This is a genomic window from Micromonospora aurantiaca ATCC 27029 (assembly GCF_000145235.1).
GTDB classification, from domain to species: domain Bacteria; phylum Actinomycetota; class Actinomycetes; order Mycobacteriales; family Micromonosporaceae; genus Micromonospora; species Micromonospora aurantiaca.
In genome coordinates this window covers 3,166,430-3,185,332 of record NC_014391.1, presented here as the reverse complement: position 1 = coordinate 3,185,332, position 18,903 = coordinate 3,166,430, and the positions used below count along the sequence as shown (strand labels likewise).

Annotated in this window: 6 protein-coding genes; all 6 read right to left on the bottom strand. The window is 76.2% G+C overall.

Features of this window, described 5'->3' with window-relative positions; translation table 11 throughout:
* From MICAU_RS13885 to MICAU_RS13860, 6 genes are read right to left on the bottom strand one after another with little or no spacing between them, the layout of a single operon-like run.
* The gene (locus MICAU_RS13885) at nucleotides 1-954 is read right to left on the bottom strand and encodes a TauD/TfdA family dioxygenase (protein WP_013285949.1); all 954 of its coding nucleotides are present in this window, start codon (nucleotides 952-954) and stop codon (nucleotides 1-3) included.
* 32 nt (nucleotides 955-986) lie between these two features.
* Nucleotides 987-6,437, bottom strand: coding sequence for a type I polyketide synthase (locus MICAU_RS13880; RefSeq protein WP_013285948.1), 5,451 nt, complete (start codon nucleotides 6,435-6,437; stop codon nucleotides 987-989).
* A 29-nt stretch (nucleotides 6,438-6,466) separates the two neighbouring features.
* Nucleotides 6,467-9,970 carry a non-ribosomal peptide synthetase gene (locus tag MICAU_RS13875; protein WP_013285947.1) on the bottom strand — a complete coding sequence of 1,168 codons (3,504 nt, stop codon included), beginning with the start codon at nucleotides 9,968-9,970 and terminating at the stop codon, nucleotides 6,467-6,469.
* A complete protein-coding gene (locus tag MICAU_RS13870; RefSeq protein WP_013285946.1) occupies nucleotides 9,967-12,270 on the bottom strand; it encodes a lantibiotic dehydratase in 2,304 nt (767 codons plus the stop codon). The genes MICAU_RS13875 and MICAU_RS13870 overlap by 4 nt, the downstream gene beginning before the upstream one ends.
* Nucleotides 12,267-15,377 (bottom strand): thioesterase domain-containing protein, encoded by a 3,111-nt coding sequence (locus MICAU_RS13865; RefSeq protein ID WP_013285945.1) that lies wholly within the window; start codon nucleotides 15,375-15,377, stop codon nucleotides 12,267-12,269. Before MICAU_RS13865 ends, MICAU_RS13870 begins: the two co-directional genes overlap by 4 nt.
* Nucleotides 15,374-18,835, bottom strand: a complete 3,462-nt coding sequence (locus MICAU_RS13860) for an AMP-binding protein (protein WP_013285944.1) — start codon at nucleotides 18,833-18,835, stop codon at nucleotides 15,374-15,376. The genes MICAU_RS13865 and MICAU_RS13860 overlap by 4 nt, the downstream gene beginning before the upstream one ends.
* Nucleotides 18,836-18,903: the final 68 nt, after the last annotated feature.

Below are 18,903 nucleotides of genomic sequence, written 5' to 3'. Positions count from 1 at the left end.
TCAGTTCGCTCCTGCGTTCTCGGGGGTGTACGGCTCGGCCATCGCCACGGCGATCTTGCGGGGACCGGTGAACGGTTCCCGGCCGTGCGCGGCGGTCATGTTGTCCACCACCAGCACGTCGTCGCGCTGGTAGTCGAAGCGGACCGTCGCGGCCCGGTAGGCGGCGCGCAGGTGGTCCATGACGTCGGCGGGGATCTCGCCGCCGTCGCCGTAGTAGGTGTTCGACGGCAGCCCGTCGGCGCCGAACATGGCCAGCAGCCCTTCCTGGTAGTCGGCAGGCAGGGTGCTGAGGTGGAAGAAGGTGGCGTGGTTGAACCAGCGCGGGGTGTCCGAGCCGGGCCGGTGGTGCACCGCGTCGCGGACCGCGCGGGTACGCAGGCCGTCCTTGCCGACCCACTCCACGGTGATCCCGTTGTCAGCCGCGTACGCCTCGACCTCGGCGCGGCTCTCGGTGTTGAACACCTCCTGCCAGCGGGTGCCGAAGTCGCCGTGGAAGTTGCGCACCAGCATCCACCGGCGGCGGACGAACTCCTCGCGGACCGCCGGGTCGATCAGCTCGTACACCCGGCGCACGTCGGCCAGCGGCGTGGCGCCCTGGGTCTGCGGCGGCGTGACGCAGTAGAAGAACAGCGTCAGCGGCCAGCGCGCCTGGTACGAGTTCTCGTTGTGCAGGAAGATCTCCTCGTCCGGCGGGTAGTCGGTCGAGGTGTAGACCCGGCCCTTGATGGAGTGCCGGGGCGAGGAGCGCTCGGTGTAGGTCAGCGGCTCGCCGGCCAGTGCGCGGACAGCCTGGTCGAAGCCGTCCACGCCGCCCACGTCGAAGCCGCGGAACAGCAGCCCTCCGCTCGCGACGAGGGTGTCCCGCAGCTCGGCACGCCGGGCCGTGATCAGGTCGGTCAGCGCCCGGCCGTCGCTCTCGACGACCACCGGCAGCGTCGTGGTTGTCTCGCTCATGGTGCGGTGTCTCCTGGTTCTGGTCGGGGGTGTCAGCCGCGGGGCAGCCGCGGGATGGCCGGGATCGCCGCCGGGGCGGCCGGTGCGTCGGCGGGCGCCTCGGCGCGCAGCTCCTCGATCCGGGCGGCCAGGCCGGCCACCGTGGGGGTCTCGAAGAGGCTGCGCATCGGCAGCCGTACGCCTGTCGCCTTGCGCATGGCGGCGATGAGCTGCACGGCCACCAGCGAGTTGCCGCCGAGGGCGAAGAAGTCGTCGTCCACGCCGACGTCGGTGACGCCGAGGCCGTCGCGCCACACCTGGGCGATCGTCTTCTCCAGCTCGGTGCCGGGCGCCGCCGAGCCGCCGCCGGTGACCCCGGCCGGGCCGGCCGGCGCGTCGGTCTCCTCGGCGAGGCTGTCGGTGGTGACCCGGGCCGCCCGGCGCCGGATGTCGGCGACGGTGCGGGTGGTGATCACCACCTGGGCGCCGAGGCCGGCGGCGAGGCTGCGGCGGAACGCCTCCGCGCCGTCGACCGGGCGGATGTCCTCGGTGACCGGTGCCGCGGCGTCCGCGTCCGCCGCCGGGGCCTCGGTCAGGTTGCCGGTGACCGCCTCCTGGTCGACCCGGCGCAGCACGAAGTCGCTGATCGCGACCAGCTCCCGCCCGTCCGGGTCGCGCAGCGACAGGTCGGCGGCGACCACCTCGTCGGTGGCGGCGGGCCGGTGCCGCAGGTGACTGTGGAACGTCCCCGGCAGCGCGCCGCGCACCACGATCCGGCCGTACGACAGCGGCAGGTAGGTGCCGGAGCCCTGCCCGCGGCCGAACGCGGTGGCCACGTCCAGCAGCGCCGGGTGCATGCCCCAGGAGGGCAGGTCGCCGACCGCGGCGGCGGGTGCCTGCACCCGGGCCAGCTCCTCGCCGTCGGCGAGGTGGTGCTCGGCCAGCGCCGCCCAGCGCGGCCCGAACGTGAGCATGCTGGTGCGTCCCCGGCCGAACGAGGCGTCGTCGTCGACCCGCCGCCCGTTCACCGCGGGCACGGCGGCCGGCGGCGCCGCGTCGGTGGTCCACCCGGCGGTGCCGCGGACGTGGGTGCGCGCCTGGCCGGCGGCGAGGCTGGCGACGGCGAAGTCGGTGCCGTCCTCGGCCGGGGTCAGCTCGACCCGGTACTGGGCCACGGTGCCGTCCGGCACCGAGAACGGCTCCAGGAACACCACGTCCCGCAGCTCCACCGCGGCGTCCGGTCCCGGCGCGGGCAGCGCCGCGACCACCGCGGCGCGCACCGACTCCAGGTGGGCGGTGCCCGGCACCACCGGCACCCCGCCGATCCGGTGCTCGTCGAGCAGCCAGTGGGTGTCGGCCGAGACCAGGCCGTGCAGCACCGTGCCGTCCGGACCGGCCACCATCGTGGTGAGCACCGGGTGGGCGACCGCCGTGGTGACGGTGTCCCGCCCGGCGGCCCGGAACGCGGCAGGCGCGGCGGTCTCCACCGCCATGCCGACCTCGGCCCAGCCGCCCCAGTTCTGCGACACCACCGGCGCGCGGAACCCGGTGCCGGAGCGCGCGAAGGCGTCCAGGAAGTTGTTCGCGGCGCAGTAGTCGACCTGGCCGAACCCGCCGATCACCGCGGTGATCGAGGAGCAGAGCACGACGAAGTCCAGCGGCAGGTCGCCGAAGACCCGGGCCAGCGCCAGGGTGCCGGCCAGCTTCGGGGCCAGCACGCGCCGCGCCTCGTCGCGGTCCTTCACCTCGGCCATGCCACCGCCGGGCAGACCGGCGGCGTGCACGATGCCGTCCAGCCCGCCGAACCGGCGCTCCGCCTCGTCGCGGACCCGGCGCAGGTCGTCGGCGTCGGTGACGTCGGCGGCGAGCACCAGCACCTCGGCGCCCGCGGCCTCCATCCGGCGGATCGCCGCGATGGCCCGCCCGGCCCGGTCGGCGCCGCCGTGCACCGCGAGGTGCGCGTCCCACTCGTCCCGCTCGGGCAGCCCGGAACGGGCCAGCAGGACCAGCTTGGCGCGGACCCGGCGGGCGAAGTCCTCGGCGAGGGTGACGCCGATGCCGCCGAGACCGCCGGTGATCAGGTACCGGCCCTCCTCGCGCAGCACGCCCGGCTCGTCCTCGGCGGCAACTGTGACCTGCTCGTAGCCGGCCAGCCAGCGGCGGTCGCCGCGCAGCGCCACCTCCGGGTGCTCGGCGTCGACCGGGCTGCGCAGCTCGGCCACCAGGGCGGCCACGCCGCGCGCGGCCGGGTCGGTGTCGAGCAGCCGCACGGTCAGGCCGGGCAGCTCGGCCGGGAGCACCCGGGCCAGGCCGGCCAGCGTGGCGTGCTCCGGGCGGGTCAGGTCGTCGCCGCGTACGTCGCCGATGCCGGCGGTGACCAGGTCCAGGCGGACGCCCGCCTCGTCGGCCGTGACACCGGCACCGGCCAGGGCCTGCACCAGGTGCAGCGCGCCGAAGAAGCCGCGCTCCTGCGCCGCCCAGGCGGCCGCCGGGTCGGTGCCGGCCGGCTCGCCGTCGAGCGCGAACGCGTGCACGATCCGCCGGGGCAGGTCGGCGCCGAGCGCGGCGACCAGTTCCTCGGCGTCGGCGCGTACGCCGGGGCGCAGCCGGAAGCCGTTCGCGGTGGCGGTGAACGCCTCGCCGGCGCGTACCTCGACCGGGTCGTCACCGGCGGCGCGCAACGCGGCCACGAGCGCCTCGCCGCGCGGGCCGTCGGCCAGCACCAGGCAGCGTCCCAGCGGCTCGGCCGTGCGGACCGGCGGTGCCTGCCGCCAGGCCGGCACCGCGAACCACTCCGGCAGCGGGCGGGGGCCGGTCTCGGCGGGCGCCGCGGCGACCTCCTGCTCCGGGTCCGGGTCGATCCAGTAGCGGCGCCGCTCGAACGGGTACGTGGGCAGCGGCACCCGCCGCGCGTGCGGGTCGGCCGGGAGGCTCACCGGCACCCCGGCGCACCACAGCGCGCCGGCCGTGCCGAGCAGCGCGGCCACGTCACCGGTCTGCTCGCCGGGGCCGGGCAGGCTGCCCAGCGGGGTCAGCGCACGCTGCGCCTCGCCGGCCTTGGCGACCTGCATCCGGGCCAGGTTGGCCAGCTGCCGGCCGGGGCCGCACTCGACGAGCGCCCAGGTGCCCTCGGCGAGCAGCGTGGCCACGCACGCGCCGAAGCGGACCGGGCGGCGCAGGTGCGCGGCCCAGTACGCCGGGTCGGTGGCCTGCGCCTCGGTGATCCAGGTGCCTGTCACGTTCGAGACGAACGGCACCGCCGGGGCGCGCAGCGGCACTGTGGCCATCAGCGCGGTGAACTCGTCCAGGATCGGGTCCGTCATCGGCGAGTGGAACGCGTGCGAGGTGCGCAGCAGCTTCGACTTGTTCTTGCCGCCGAGGCTCGCCGCGAACTCCTCCACGAGCGCCGTCTCACCGGCGACCACACAGGTGCCGGGGCCGTTGACCGTGGCCACCGACAGGCCCTCGGGCAGCTTGCCGGTCACCTCCGACTCGTCGAGCGTGACCGCCAGCATCGAGCCGGCGGGCAGGGAGTGCATGAGGCGGCCCCGGGCGGCCACCACGCGCAGCGCGTCGGCGAGGTCGAGCACCCCGGCGACCGTCGCGGCGACGTACTCGCCGATGGAGTGGCCGATCATCGCGGCCGGGGTCACACCGGCGGCCCGCCAGGCGGCGGCGAGGGCGTACTCGACTGTGAACAGGGCGGGCTGGGTGTAGCGGGTCTCGGTGAGCTTGTCCGCCGCCTCCGGGTCGCGGCCGAGGATCAGGTCGCGGATGTCCAGGCCCAGCTCGGGGCGGAGCAGTTCGGCGCACTCGTCGACGGCGGCGGCGTACGCGCTGTCCTGCCCGTACAGTTCGGCGCCCATCCCGGCGTACTGCGAGCCCTGGCCGCTGAACAGGAACGCCACCCGGGGCGCGGGGCCGTCGGCGACGCCCCGGTGGCCCTTGCGCCGCTCGCGCAGCGCGGCGGCGGCGGACGCCGGGTCACCGGCGACCACAGCGGCGCGGTGGGCGTACACCTGGCGGCCGACGCGCAGCGTGTGCGCCACGTCGGCGAGCGCCACGTCGCTGCCGCTCTCCAGGTGGTCGGCGAGCCGCCGCACGGCGGTGTCCAACGCGGTCGGCGTCTTCGCCGACACCTGGAGCAGGTGCGCCGGGCGGGCGGACGGCTCGTGCCGCCCCGCGGCCGGGGCCTCCTCCAGCACCACGTGGGCGTTGGTGCCGCCGATGCCGAAGGAGCTGACGCCGGCCCGGCGCGGTCCGCCGTCGGTGTCCCACTTGGTCAGCGTGTTTGCCACGTAGAACGGGGTGTCGGCGAAGTCGATGGCCGGGTTCGGCGTCTCGTAGTTGATGGTCGGCGGGATCAGCCCGTGCTCCATCGCCAGCACCGTCTTGATCACGCTGACGATGCCGGAGGGCTGGCTGAGGTGGCCGATGTTCGACTTCACCGAGCCGATGCCGCACCAGCCGCGCTCGTCGGTGTCCTTGGTGTAGACGGCGGACAGCGCGGCGACCTCGATCGGGTCGCCGAGCGCGGTGCCGGTGCCGTGCGCCTCCACATAGCTGATGCTGCGCGGGTCGACGCCGGCCAGCTCGACGGCCTGGGCGACGGCCTCCATCTGCCCGTCGATGCTGGGGGCGGTGAAGCCGACCTTCCCGGCGCCGTCGTTGTTGATCGCGTTGCCGAGCACGACCGCGCGGATGGTGTCGCCGTCGGCGATCGCGTCGGAGAGCCGCTTGAGCAGCGTCACGCCGACGCCGCTGCCCCACACCGTGCCGTTCGCTCCGGCGTCGAACGGCCGGCACCGCCCGTCCGGCGAGGTGAAGCCGTCCATGCCGAGGTAGCCGACGTGCGGCAGCTCGATGTTGACGCCGCCGGCCAGGGCCATGTCGCACTCGCCGTTGCGCAGCGCCTCGCAGGCCAGGTGGAACGCCACCAGCGAGGTGGAGCAGGCGGTGTGCACGGTCATGCTGGGCCCGCGCAGGTCCAGCCGGTACGACACGTTCGTGGCCACGTAGTTCGGCGAGTTGCCGGTGGCGAGCGAGACGGCGCCGTGCGGATTCCCCCCGACCCGCTTGTTGCGGAACACGTTGCGGTGCAGGTACGTGTTGCCGCCGGTGCCGGCGTACACGCCCACCGCGCCGTCGTAGCGGCCCGGGTCGTAGCCGGCGTCCTGCAACGCGGTGTAGCAGGTCTCCAGGAACAGCCGGTGCTGCGGGTCGGTGATCTCGGCCTCGCGGGCGGTCATCCCGAACAGGCCGGCGTCGAACTGGTCGTAGCCGTCCACCAGCGGGGCGCGGTTGACCCAGCCCGGGTCGTCGACCTCCTGCGGCTGGGCGCCGCGGGCGAGCTGCTCCTCGCGGGTCAGCTCGGTCGTCGACTCCACGCCGTCGACCAGGTTGCGCCAGAACTCGTCGACGTCGGCCGCGCCGGGGAGGCGGGCGGCGAGCCCGACGATGGCGATGGGCTCGACGCCGTCGTCGGCGGGAATGTCGTTCTGCATGGGAGTTCCTTCATTCACAAGGGATCGCGTCACGGGTGAGGTCGGCGTGGTGGCGGGGTACGGCGGGCGCGGCCCCGCCGGGCGGCGGCGCGCATGGCGGCGCGGGCCAGTTCCGGCCGGTCGGCGGCCCCGTCGAGGCTGGCGGCGAGCGCCCGTACGGTCGGGTGGCGGAACAGGTCGAGCATGGTGATCGAGCGGCCGGTGGCCTCGGTGAGGCGGGCGTGCACGGCGGCCAGGGCCATCGAGTGGCCGCCGATGTCGAAGAAGTTGTCGCTCACGCCGACCGCGTCGCGGCCGAGCACGTCGCGCCAGATCCCGGCGATCAGCTCCTCGGTCGCGGTGAGCGCGTCCGACCCGGCGGGCAGCGGCGCGCGGGCCGGTTCGGCGGTGGCGACGCTCATCGCGCCGAGCGCCGCGACCCGTACCGCCGGGCGGGGCAGCTCGGGCGCGACCTCGGCGGCCGGGGCGTCCGGGTCGGCGGCGAGCGCGCCGACCAGGGCGGCCAGGTCGGCCAGCAGCGCTTCGATCCGCTCGCTCTCGAACAGGTCCGGGTTGTGCACCACCTCGACGCCGGCCCGCCCGTCGCGCTCCACCACGTAGACGGTCAGGTCGAACGGCGACCCGGGCTTCGGTACCGGCACCGGCTCGACGGCCAGGCCGGTCAGCGTCAGCCGGGGCGCGACGAAGTTGAGCACGTTGAACAGCACCTGCACCAGCGGGGCGCGGGAGGTGTCCCGGCCCACGCCGAGCGCCTCGACGATGCGTTCCAGTGGCGCGCCCGGGTGGGCGGTGACCTCGTGCAGTTCGGCGGCGGCCCGGTCGACCTGCTCGGCGAAGCTCGCGCCGCCGGAGCGGACCCGCACCGGCACGGTGTCGATGAAGAACCCGATCACCTCGTCGAACGCGGCCAGCCGCCGGTCGGCGACGATCGCGCCGAGCACGTGCTCGTCGCCGCCGGTGACGCGCCGCAGCAGCTCACCGAACGCGGCCAGCAGCACCGCCGCGACAGTGCTGCCGCGCGTCGCGGCCAGGTCGCGCACGGCCAGGTCGGCGGTCTCGTCCAGCCGTACCGCGGCCTCCGCGCCGGCGTACGTCTGCACGGCCGGGCGGGGACGGTCGCGGGGCAGGTCCAGCACCGTCGGCGCGCCGGCCAGGTGCGCGGTCCACCAGGCCAGGTCCGTCTCGCCCCGGCGCCGGTCCCGGTCGGCGCGCCACACCGCGTAGTCGGCGTACGTGGCGGGCAGCGGCGGGCGGCCCGGCACCGACCGGCCGAGCGCGCGGGCGTACGCGAGCGCCAGCTCGTCGTAGAGCAGCGCCTCGGACCAGCCGTCGAAGACCGCGTGGTGCACGGTCACCGCGAGCACGTGCTCCTCGGCGGCGAGCCGGAACACGGTCACCTGCCAGGGCGGGCCGGTGGCCAGGTCGAACGCGTGCCCGGCGCCGGCCGCGAGCATGCCGGCCAGTTCGGCGTCCGGGTCGGCGGCGCCGGTCAGGTCGACCACCGGCACCGCCACATCGGTGGGTTCCTCGCGGACCGCGTACGGCACCCCGCCGTTCTGCGGGATGCGCCAGCGCAGCACGTCGTGCCGTTCCGCCACGGCCCGCAGCGCGGCGCCGAGCGCGGTGACGTCCAGCGGCCCGCGCAGCCGGTGCGCGACGGCGATGTTGTACGGCGCGCTGGACGGGGCGAGCTGGTCCATGAACCACAGCCGCCGCTGCGGCGGGGACAGCGTCGGCGGATTGCCTGTGGTGAGCCCGTCGGCGTCGGCGGGGTCGGCGGCGCGGACCCGGTCCACGAGCGCGGCGAACGTGCGGTCGGCGAACAGCACCCGCGTGTCCACCTGCCGGCCCAGTTCCGCGCGCAGCGCGGCGACCAGCCGCATCGCGGCGACGGAGTTGCCGCCGGCGGCGAGGAAGTCGCTGTCCGGGGCGGGCGCGGCGCCGAGCAGCCGGGTCCAGACGCGCCGGACCGCCGCCGTCACCGGGTCGTCGTCGGCGGACGCGTCGGCCACGGCGGCCGGGGTGGCCGCGGCCAGCTCGCGCAGCGCCGGCCGGTCCAGCTTGCCGGTGGTCGCGCTGACCGGCAGCGCGTCCAGCCGCACCGTCCGGGCCGGCAGCATCGCGGTGGTCAGCCGCGTCGCGGCGTACGCCCGCAGCTCGTCGTCGTCGGGCGCGCCGGCCGGGGTGAGGAACGCGACCAGCTCGGCGCCGGCCGGGCCGGGTACCGCCTCCACCGCGACGCGCTCGACGCCCGGGTGGGCGGCGAGCACCGCCTCGATCTCGCCCAGCTCGATGCGCTGGCCGCGGACCTTCACCTGGCGGTCGGCGCGGCCGAGGTAGACGATCCGGCCGTCCGGGCCCTGCCGGACCAGGTCACCGGTGCGGTAGAGCCGCTCGCCGGGGACGTCGCCGAACGGGTCGGGCACGAACCGCTCGGCGGTGAGGCCGGGCCGGTTGAGGTAGCCGTCGGCCAGGCCGGGCCCGCCGATCAGCAGTTCGCCGGTCTCCCCCGCCGGCACCGGACGCAGGTCGGCGTCGACCACGTACGCCCGGTGGTTGGGCAGCGGCCGGCCGATCGGCATCGGGTCGGTGTCGGCCGGGGTGAGGTCGCAGGTGACCGCCAGCACGGTGGTCTCGGTCGGGCCGTAGCCGTTGAGGAACCGCCGGCCGGGCGCCCAGCGGGCGACCAGCTCGGCCGGGACCGCCTCGCCGCCGCAGAGCAGCACCCGCCACGACGGGAACCCGGCCGGGTCCAGCAGCGACAGCACGGTCGGGGTGATGAAGCCCCAGGTGACCTCGTGCTCGGCGACGAACCGGGCCAGCCGCACCGGGTCGGCCCGGTCGTCGGCGCCGAGCAGCTGCACCGCGCCGCCGAGCGTGAGCGGCACGAACAGGTCCATGGTGGCCGCGTCGAAGCCGAGCGAGGCGATGCCGAGGCTGCGGACCGACGCGTCGGCGCCGGTCAGCGCGCTCACCCCGGTGACGAACTCGACGGCGTTGCGGTGGGTGGTCAGCACGCCCTTCGGGCGGCCGGTGGAACCGGAGGTGAACAGCACGTACGCCGGGTCGCCGGGGCGGGCCGGGCAGGGCGCGAGCGGGGCCGGGCCGGGCAGGCCGAGCGCCGTCACGCCGGGCTCGTCGCCGAGCTCGGCCGCCGCCGCGTCACCGACCACCACGCGTACGCCCGCGTCGCGGGCGATCCCGCGCAGCCGGGCCCGGGGGCCGCCCGGCTCCAGCGGCACGTACGCGGCGCCGGCGAGCAGCACGCCCACCACGGTGACCACCAGGTCGGGGGTGCGCGCGCCGCACACGCCGACCCGGTCGCCCCGGCCGACGCCGTGCTCGCGCAGCGCGGCGGCCACCCCGGCGGCCCGGTCGACGAGCTGCCGGTAGGTGAGCCGGGTGTCCCACTGGCGCACCGCCACCGCGTCCGGGGTACGGGCCGCCTGCGCGGTGACCAGGTCGGCCAGGGTGGCGTCCGGCCACGGCAGATCCGGGCCGTGGACGGCGCTGACGGTCAGGGTGTCGGTCACCGGAGTGCTCCAAGCTGCTCGGCCGGGTCGGTGATCTGGAGGCGCAGTTCGCTGACGTAATTGCGCCCCCGGGCGTCGGGCACCCACGCCTCGGTGGGTGCGGGCAGCAGTTCGGAGACCACCACCGGCACGTCCGGGCCGGTACGCAGCGCGGCGTCGACCATCGCGCACAGCGACTGCGCGTACAGCGGGCCGGTCAGGTCCACGTAGCAGGGCTTGATCTCGGTGCCGACCTTGACGAACACCCGCTCGGGCAGGCCGGTCTCGGCGCGCCAGCGGCGTACCGCCAGGTAGCGGGCGGTCTCGTCGGCGTGGCCGCCCAGCCCGCACGCCCCGGCCGTGGTGCGCCAGGTACGCCGGGCCACGACCAGCCGGTCGATGGTGATGCGGGGCGTGTACGCGGCGGCGCCGAGCAGCTTGAACGCGTCCAGCAGCAGCGAGCCGAGCAGCGTGGCGAACACCTCCATCAGCGGCCAGCGGGCGCCGTCGGGGAAGACCGCGGTGAGCTGGTCCCCGGTGCGTTCGACCACCACGGCGGTGGCCGGAACCAGGCGGTCCACGTCGGCGCCGTGCGCGGTGTCGATGCCGAGCTGACGGTCCGCCGGGCCGGTCAGCGCGTACGTGGTGCGGGTGGTGCGGCGGGGGAAGCTGTCCGGCCAGAGCACCCGCAGCCGGACCGGACCCAGGTCGGCGTCGAGGTCGGCGCGCAGCGCGGCCGGGTCCGGGTGGAACGGGCTGAGCACCGCGCTGTCGAACGCGACCGAGGCCGGGTGCAGCTCGCCGAGCACCAGCAGGAAGTCGCCGCGCTCGACGGCCTCCGGCGAGGCCGCACTGAGCTGCACGTCCGGGTTGTGCAGCCGGGCCGACGGCCAGCCGGGCCGCTCGGCCGGGAAGAGTTCCCGGGCCCGTTCGGTCAGGTCCGCGGCGCGCAGCCGCAGCTCCGCCTGCCCCTCGGGCAGGTCGGCCAGGCCGAACAGCTCGGCCCAGCGCGCGGTGAGCGTGGCGCCGGCCCGGCCGATCGGGCCGTCCGGGGCCACGAGCGTGCCCTGGGCCAGCAGCCACAGGTCGGCCAGCCGCACCGGGCCGTCGGCGGCCAGCTCCTCGTGCAGCTCGGTGAAGAGCTCGCCGCAGCGGGCGGCGACCTCGCCTGTGAACCAGCGGGCGGTACGCAGCACCACCGCCATCGGCTCGGCCAGCGCGTCGATCACCGCCGACCCGATCCGGAACTCCAGGTCGCGGGCGGTCTCCTCGTAGCAGACCGTGCGGGCGGCGTACATCTGTCCGCTGTGCCGGGTGGCCGGGCGGCCGGTGACGGCGGTGAACTCGGCGTTGAGCGCGGCGAGCGCGGCACCGAGCCGGTCCGGGTCGCCGGCCGCGGCGGTCACCTCGTCACGGGCGGCGCGGAGCCGGCCGAACTCGGCCGCCGTCGCGGCACGGACCGGTTCGTCGCCGATCGCGGCGATCCGCGCGGCGAGCACCTGCTCGGCGTCGGGCGCGATCGGCAGGTTGGCGCCCCAGCTGAGCCGCCCGCGCTCCACCCACCGGTCCAGCAGCAGGTAGACGTCGTCAGGACTGTGCACCTCACCGGCGTCGCAGAGCCGGTGCGCCAGCTCCAGCGCCGGGGTCCGCCCGTCGCAGGCGCCGAGCAGCAGCGCCTCGACCGGGGTCAGCGCGATCGGCGGGTGCAGCGGCGCCCGCAGTTCCCGTCCGGCGACGGTCAGGTGCGGTTGCAGGGCGGGTGCCCACCAGCGGCGGACCGCGAGGTCGTCGGCGAGCCGGTCGGCGTACGCGATGAGCGCCCACGCCTCGAAGTACACCCGCCGCCGGTGCACCAGCGCCGCGCCGGGCGCGGTGTGCACGCCGGGCCGGGTGGCGTCGAACGTGCCCCAGCAGACCGGGCCGAAGAAGCCGATCGTCTCGGCCTTGCCGCAGTAGCGCTGCCAGTAGCGCAGCAGGCTCAGCTCGCGCTTGCGGCGGCGGACGTTGCGGACCTGCGGGTCGGTGCGCAGCAGCCCGTCCAGCGCGATGAGCATGTCCGGGTTCTGCCAGGTTACCGCCTCGCGCAGCAGCGGGTCGGCGGCCAGCTCGCCGGCCACCGCGGAGGACTCGGCGAACGCGTCGCCCAGCGCCTTGCCGAACACCTCGGGGCCGGTGTCGCCGGCGAGCAGCGCGTCCGCGGCGGCGGCGCAGTCCGGCGCGGCGAACCGGTCCAGCCCGGCGGCCGGGAAACCGGCGGTACGCAGGACCACGTCCCGCCACACCGACCAGCCGGTGTCGCCCAGGGGCAGCAGATGGCTCACCGGTGGTCCTCCCGCCGGGCGTCGGTGATGTGCAGGCGCAGCTCGCTGAAGTAGCGGCGGCCCTGCCCGTCGGGCACCCACGCCTGCTCCGGTGCGGGCAGCATCTCGCTGACCGTGAACGACACGTCGTCGCCGCCGTCGACCTGGGCGGCGCGCACCATCGCGCACAGCGTGGTGGCGAACGCAGGCGCGGACAGGTCCACGAAGCACGGCTTGGTCTCGGTGCCGAGCTTGACGTACACCTGCTCGGGCAGGCCGAGGCGGCGCCGCCAGTCCCGGACGGCGAGGAAGCGGGCCCGCTCGCCGTCGGGCACGGCGAGGCCGCTCTCGCCCACCGTGGTCCGCCACGTCTGCCGGGCCAGCACCAGCCGGTCCACGGTGATCCGGGGCGTGTACGGCGCGGCGGCGACCAGCTTGAACCCGTCCACGGCGTGCGCGCTGAGCGGCTCGGCGAAGACCTCGACGAGCGGCCAGCGCTGCCCGTCCGAGGCGGTGGCGACCAGCTCGCCGTCCACCTCCTCGACGACCAGGTCGACCGTGGGCAGCACGCGGGCCGGGTCGGCGCCCGGGGCGTCGAGGAACGCCAGGTGCCTGTCGGTCGGGCCGGTCAGCGACTCGGCGGTACGGCTGGTGCGCCGCGGCCAGTCGGCCGGGAACAGCAGCCGCACCCGCCGCTGCCCCATGTCCACCGCGAGCGCGTCGCGTAGCCGCTCCACGTCCGGGTGCGACGGGGTGAACACCGCGCAGTCGAACGACGACCAGGCGGCGTGCAGCTCACCGAGCACCACCGTGTAGTCGCCGCGCCGCAGCGCGTCCGCGTCGGTGGCACAGATCTGCAGGTCGGGGCTGTGCATGGCGGCGTTGGACCACTCCGGACCGTCGCCGGGGAACACGGCGTCGATCCGGCCGGCGAGGTCGGCCGCGCGCAGCCGTACGTCGGTGGTGCCGGCGGGCAGCGTGTCCAGGCCGAACAGTCCGGCCCACCGGGCCGCGAAGTCCGCCGCCACCGCGTCGACCGGCCGGTCCCCGTCGCCCCAGAACATCCCCTGGGCCAGGAACCACAGGTCGGCCAGCGGCACCGGGCCGCGGGACTCGGCGCGCAGCTCCTCGTACAGGCCGCGCAGCACGTCCAGGTAGGCGCGGGCGAGCGCGTTGGCCAGCCAGCGGGCGGCGCGCAGCAGCACGTCCAGCGGGGCGGCCAGCTCGGCCAGCAGCGGCGCGCCGAACACCACGTCCAGGTCCCGGGCGCTGTCCTCGTAGCAGACCGTGCGGCCGGCGTACATCTGTCCGGCCCGGCGCACCGCGGGCACGCCGGTCAGCTCGGTGAACGTGGCGTCCAGGGCGTCCAGGGCGGTCCGCAGCCGGTCCGCGTCGCCTGCCGCGGCGGCGACGTCGTCGCGGGCGGCGCGCAGCCGGTCGAACCCGGCGCGGGCGGCGGCGCGGGCCGGGTCGTCGCCGATCGCGTCGATGCGGTCGGCCAGCACCCGCTCGGCGTCCGGGCTCACCGGCAGGGCCGCGTCCCAGGTGATCAGTTCCCGTTCGACGAGCCGGTCGAGCAGCGCGTAGCCGTCCTCCGGGCGGCGCAGCCCGATCGCCGGGTCGGCGACCAGGTCGGCGGCGGCGCGCCGGCCGTCGGCCGCGCGAAGCAGCGCGGCCTCGACCGGGGTCAGTGTCAGCGGCGGGCGGCCGGGCCGCAGTACGTCGCGGTCCCGGACGGCCAGGTGGGCCCGCAGCATCGGCGGCCACCACCGCCGCACCGCCAGGTCCGCGCCGATCCGTTCGGCGTACGCGGACAGCGCCCACGACTCGAACCACACCCAGCGCCGCCGGGTCAGGCTGTCGCCGGGGTTGACTCGGGCAACTTCCGGCTGTGCGGGATCGACAGTGACCCAGCAGCTGGGGCCGAAGAAGCCCACAGTCTCGTTCTTGCCGCAGTAGCGCTGCCAGTACTTCAGCAGCGCCCGTTCCCGGTCGCGGCGGCGCACGTTGCGGGCCGCGTCGGCGCCGCCGCGCACCAGCCCGTCGAACGCCACCAGCGCTCCCCGGTTCTGCCAGGTGACCGCCTCGCGCAGCAGCGGGTCGGCGGCCAGCTCGCTGAACCGCTGCGCGCCGGCGCGCAGCGCCTCCTCGAACTCCTTGGTGAACCGGTCCTCACCGGCGCCGGTGGCCAGCAGCTCGTCGGCCGCCGCGGCGGCCCGGGGCGCGGTGAACAGCTCCAGCCCGTCGGCCGGGAAACCGGTGGTCCGCAGCATCGCGTCGCGCCACACCGACCAGCCGGTGCCGCCGAGCGGAACCCGGTGCGCGGCGCCGGCGGTCCCGCGACCGGCGGCGCGCACCGGGTCCGGACCCGCGTCCGGTGTGCCGGGGCGGGTGTCGGTGGGCGCGGCGGTCAGGTCGGCCCGGATCAGCGCGGCCAGCTCGGTCAGCCGGTCGTGCAGGAAGAAGTGCCCGCCGTCCAGCTCGTGCAGGGTGAACCCGGCCGCGGTGTGCTCGGCCCAGGCGGCGCTCTGCTCCCGGCTGACCGCCCGGTCGGTGCGACCGGCGAACACGACGATCGGCACCGGCAGCGGCTCGCCCGGCACGTGGCGGTAGTCGTCGACCCGGCCGAAGTCGGCGCGCAGCAGCGGCAGCAGCAGTTCCACCAGCTCGGGGTGGTCGAGCAGTTCGGCGGGCAGGCCGCCGCCCTCGCCGAGGCGGCGCAGCAGCTCGTCGTCGCCGGCCCGGGACAGCCCGTCGAACGGGCCGGGCGTGGCGACGTGCGGGGCGCGCGCGCCGCCGACGTAGAGCCGCAGCGGCAGCGGGCGGCCGGTGCGGCGCAGCTCACGGACCACGTCGAAGCCGAGCCGTCCGCCCATCGAGTGGCCGTAGATCGCGTACGGGCGGTCGGCACGGGAGGCGATGGCGTCGGCCACCTCGGCGACGCTGAAGCGCGGGTCCTCGGTGATCCGGTTCTCCCGGCCGGGCAGTTGCACCGGCACCACGTCGACGCTCGGACCGAACTCGGCCGCCCAGCGCCGGAACGCGCTGGCGCCCGCTCCGGCGTAGGGCAGGCAGAACAACCGCACCGGCGCCTCGGGTCGGCTTCCGGCGGAGACGAACCAGTTCACCGCGGACCTTTCTGCACGGGGTCGATCCAGTGCCGGCGGCGCTGGAACGGGTAGGTGGGCAGTCCGGTGCGCCGGACCGTGCCCTCGGGGTGCAGCGCGTGCCAGTCGACGTCGCGCCCGGCGACCCACTCGGCGGCCGTCTCGCGCAGCGGGCCGCCGTCACCGGCGATGCGGGCGCCGGTGTCCAGCAGCACGTCCAGCGCGGAGAGCGCGGCCGGCAGGTCGGCGGCGACCACCGCCGCCCGGTGGGCGAACGCCCGCCGGCCCAGCGCCAGCGTGGCGGCCACGTCGGACAGTGCCGGGGCGGCCCCGGCGAGGTGGCTGCGCAGGCGGGCCAGCGCGGCCCGCAGCGCCGCCGGGGTACGCGCGGAGACCGGCAGCAGCCACGGTCCCCCGCCGGGCGGGTCGGCCGGCTCGGCGGGCGGCGGCTGTTCCACCACGACGTGCGCGTTGGTGCCGCCCAGGCCGAACGCGCTCACTCCGGCGACCCGGCGCGCGTCGTCCGGCCAGTCCCGCGCCTTGGTGGGCACGTAGAAGGGTCCGGCGGCCAGGTCGATCTCCGGGTGCGGACGGGTGAAGTGCAGGTTCGGCGGGATCACCCCGTGCCGGACGGCCAGCACCGTCTTGATCAGCCCGGCGATGCCGGCCGCGGCGTCGAGGTGACCGATGTTGGTCTTCACCGAGCCGAGCGCTGTGGACTCGGCGGGCGCGGCGCCCGCGTACACCTCGTGCAGCGCGGCGACCTCGATGGCGTCGCCGAGCGGCGTACCGCTGCCGTGGCCCTCGACGAAGCGGACCTCGCCGGGTGCGACCTCGGCGGTGGCGAGCGCGTTCGCGACGGCGGCGGCCTGTCCGGCCGGGCCGGGTACGGCGAAGCCGGCCCGGTCCGGGCCGTCGTTGGTGACCGCCCAGCCCGGCAGGATCGCGTAGATGCGGTCGCCGTCGGCCTGCGCGTCGGAGAGCCGGCGCAACGCGACCACGCCCGCGCCGGAGCCGAAGCCGGAGCCGGCGGCGGCCTCGTCGAAGGCGCGGCACCGGCCGTCGGGCGAGGCGAGCCCGCCCGCCCGGTGCCGCGGCCACATCACCGTCGACCCGCCGGCCAGCGCCAGGTCGCACTGGTAGTCGGCGAGGCTCTGCGCGGCGACGCACACCGCGACGAGCGAGCTGGAGCAGGCGCTCTGCACGGCCATCGCCGGGCCGGTCAGGCCGAGCCGGTAGGCCACCTGACCGGGCAGGTGGTCGGTGAACTGGCGGCCGACGAGCCGGGCCTCCCAGTCGTCCGGGTCGACGTCGCCGACCACCGCCGGGTTGTCCATGAGGTGGAACAGGAAGTAGCGGTTGGCCGAGGTGGCGGCGTAGACGCCGACCAGCCCGGGGAAGCGCGCCGGGTCGTGCCCGGCGTCCTCCAGGGCCTCCCAGGCGGTCTCCAGGAACAGCCGGTGCTGCGGGTCGGTACGGGCGGCCTCGTCGGCGCCGAAGCCGAAGAAGTCGGCGTCGAAGTCGGCCACCCCGTCGAGTCGGCCGGTGGCGCGGACGTGCCGGGGGTCCGCGCGCAGAGCGGGGCCGACACCGAGCGCGGCCAGCTCCTCGTCGGTGTGGTCGTGCACCGAGTCGACGCCGGTGCACAGGTTCCACCAGAACGTGGCCACGTCGGGCGCGCCGGGGAACCGCCCGGCGACGCCGACCACGGCGATCTCGTCGCCGGTGTACTCGCGTGCGGCGCGCACCGGCGCGGCGGGCGCGGGCAGCACCGGGGCGCGGACGGCCTCGGGCGGGGCGTCGAGCAGCGCCGCCTGGGTGGCGACGGTCGGATGGTCGAACAGGCGCAGCATCGGCAGGCGTACGCCGAACCGCTCGGCGAGGCGCTGCTGCACCTGGCCCAGCAGCAGCGACTGCCCGCCCACGTCGAAGAAGCTGGCGGTGCGGGCGACCGCGTCGCGGCCCAGCACCGCGCACCAGATGTCGTGCACGGCGCGTTCGGTGTCGGTGGCCGGGGCCTCCTCGGCGGGCACCTCGGTGACCGGGTCGGGCAGCGCCCGCTCGTCGACCTTGCCGGTGACGGTGAGCGGGAACTCGTCGACCACCACCACCGCGCGGGGCACGGCGTAGTCGGGCAGCGCGGCGGTCAGCGCCGCGCGCAGCGCCGCCGGTTCCGGGCGGGCGCCGGCCGGGCGGGCGTACGCGAGCAGCTCGCCGTCGCGCACGATCGCGCGCACGCCCGCCACGCCGGGCTGGGCGGACAGCACCGCTTCGATCTCGGTCAGCTCGACCCGGTGCCCGCGCACCTTGACCTGCCGGTCGAGCCGACCGAGGCAGACCAGTTCCCCGCCGGGCAGCAGCCGGCCCAGGTCACCGGTGCGGTACGACAGCAGCCCGTCGGCGTCGACGCCGAACCGGTCGCTGTCCTGGTTGAGGTAGCCGGGGGCGAGGTGGCGGCTGCGGACCACGATCTCGCCGGTGTCCGGGGCGAGGTCCAGCCGGTAGCCGGGGAACGCGACGCCCACCGGCAGCGGCCCGCGGGCATCAGGGTCCACCTCGGACAGCTGCTGCACGTGCCGGGCGGCGAACGTCATCTCGGTGGCGCCGTAGCCGTTGACGAGCACGCAGCCGGGGGCGAAGCGGTCCCGGCCGCGGGCCGCGTCGGCCCAGGTGGCCTGCTCGCCGCCGAGCAGCACCGCCCGCACCGTGGGCAGCCGGCGCGCGCCGAGCGTGTCGAGCAGGAAGCGGTAGACGGTGGGCGTGCAGTGCAGCACCGTGGCGCGGTGCCGGTCGAGCTGGTCGACGGCGTGCGCCAGCCCTTGGCGGCGCAGGTCGACCGGTACGACTGCGGCGCCGGTGAGCAGCGCCGGGTAGAGGTCGGGGATGGCGGCGTCGAAGCTGAACGACGCGAGCAGGCTGAGCCGGTCGTCCGGGCCGACGCCGAGCGCGGCGATCTGGTTGTCGACGACGTGGGCCAGGTTGCGGTGGGTCTGTCCGACCGCCTTGGGTACTCCGGTCGAGCCGGAGGTGAACAGCACGTACGCCAGCGCGTCCGGGTCGGCCGCGACCGGGCGCAGCGGGGCCGGCGGCGCCTCGTCCAGCGCTACGACCGGGCGCCCGGCGGCCAGTGTGGAGGCGAGGTCGCGGTGCTCGGCGGCGCAGGCCACCGCGGTGACCCCGGCGGCGTCGACCATGTGGCGCAGCCGCGCGACCGGGAAGCCCGGGTCCAGCGGAACGTACGCGCATCCGGTCGCGAGGGCGCCGAGCATCGCCGCCACGGTGGGCGCACCGTGTGCGGTGAGCAGCGCGATCCGGTCTCCGGCGCGCAGGCCCGCGGCGGCGAACACGGCAGCGTGCCCGCCGGCCGATCCGGCCAGCTCGGTGTAGGTGACCTCGTGGGTCTCACCGAGAAGTGCCGGACGTCCGCCGTGTACCGCCGAGATCGCGCCGAAACGATTGATGATCATCGTCTCTGCCATGTCAGGAAGCGGGTTGCGCTCCACAGAGGGCAGGCAGGCAGCAATCGACGAATGTGATCATTGATCCC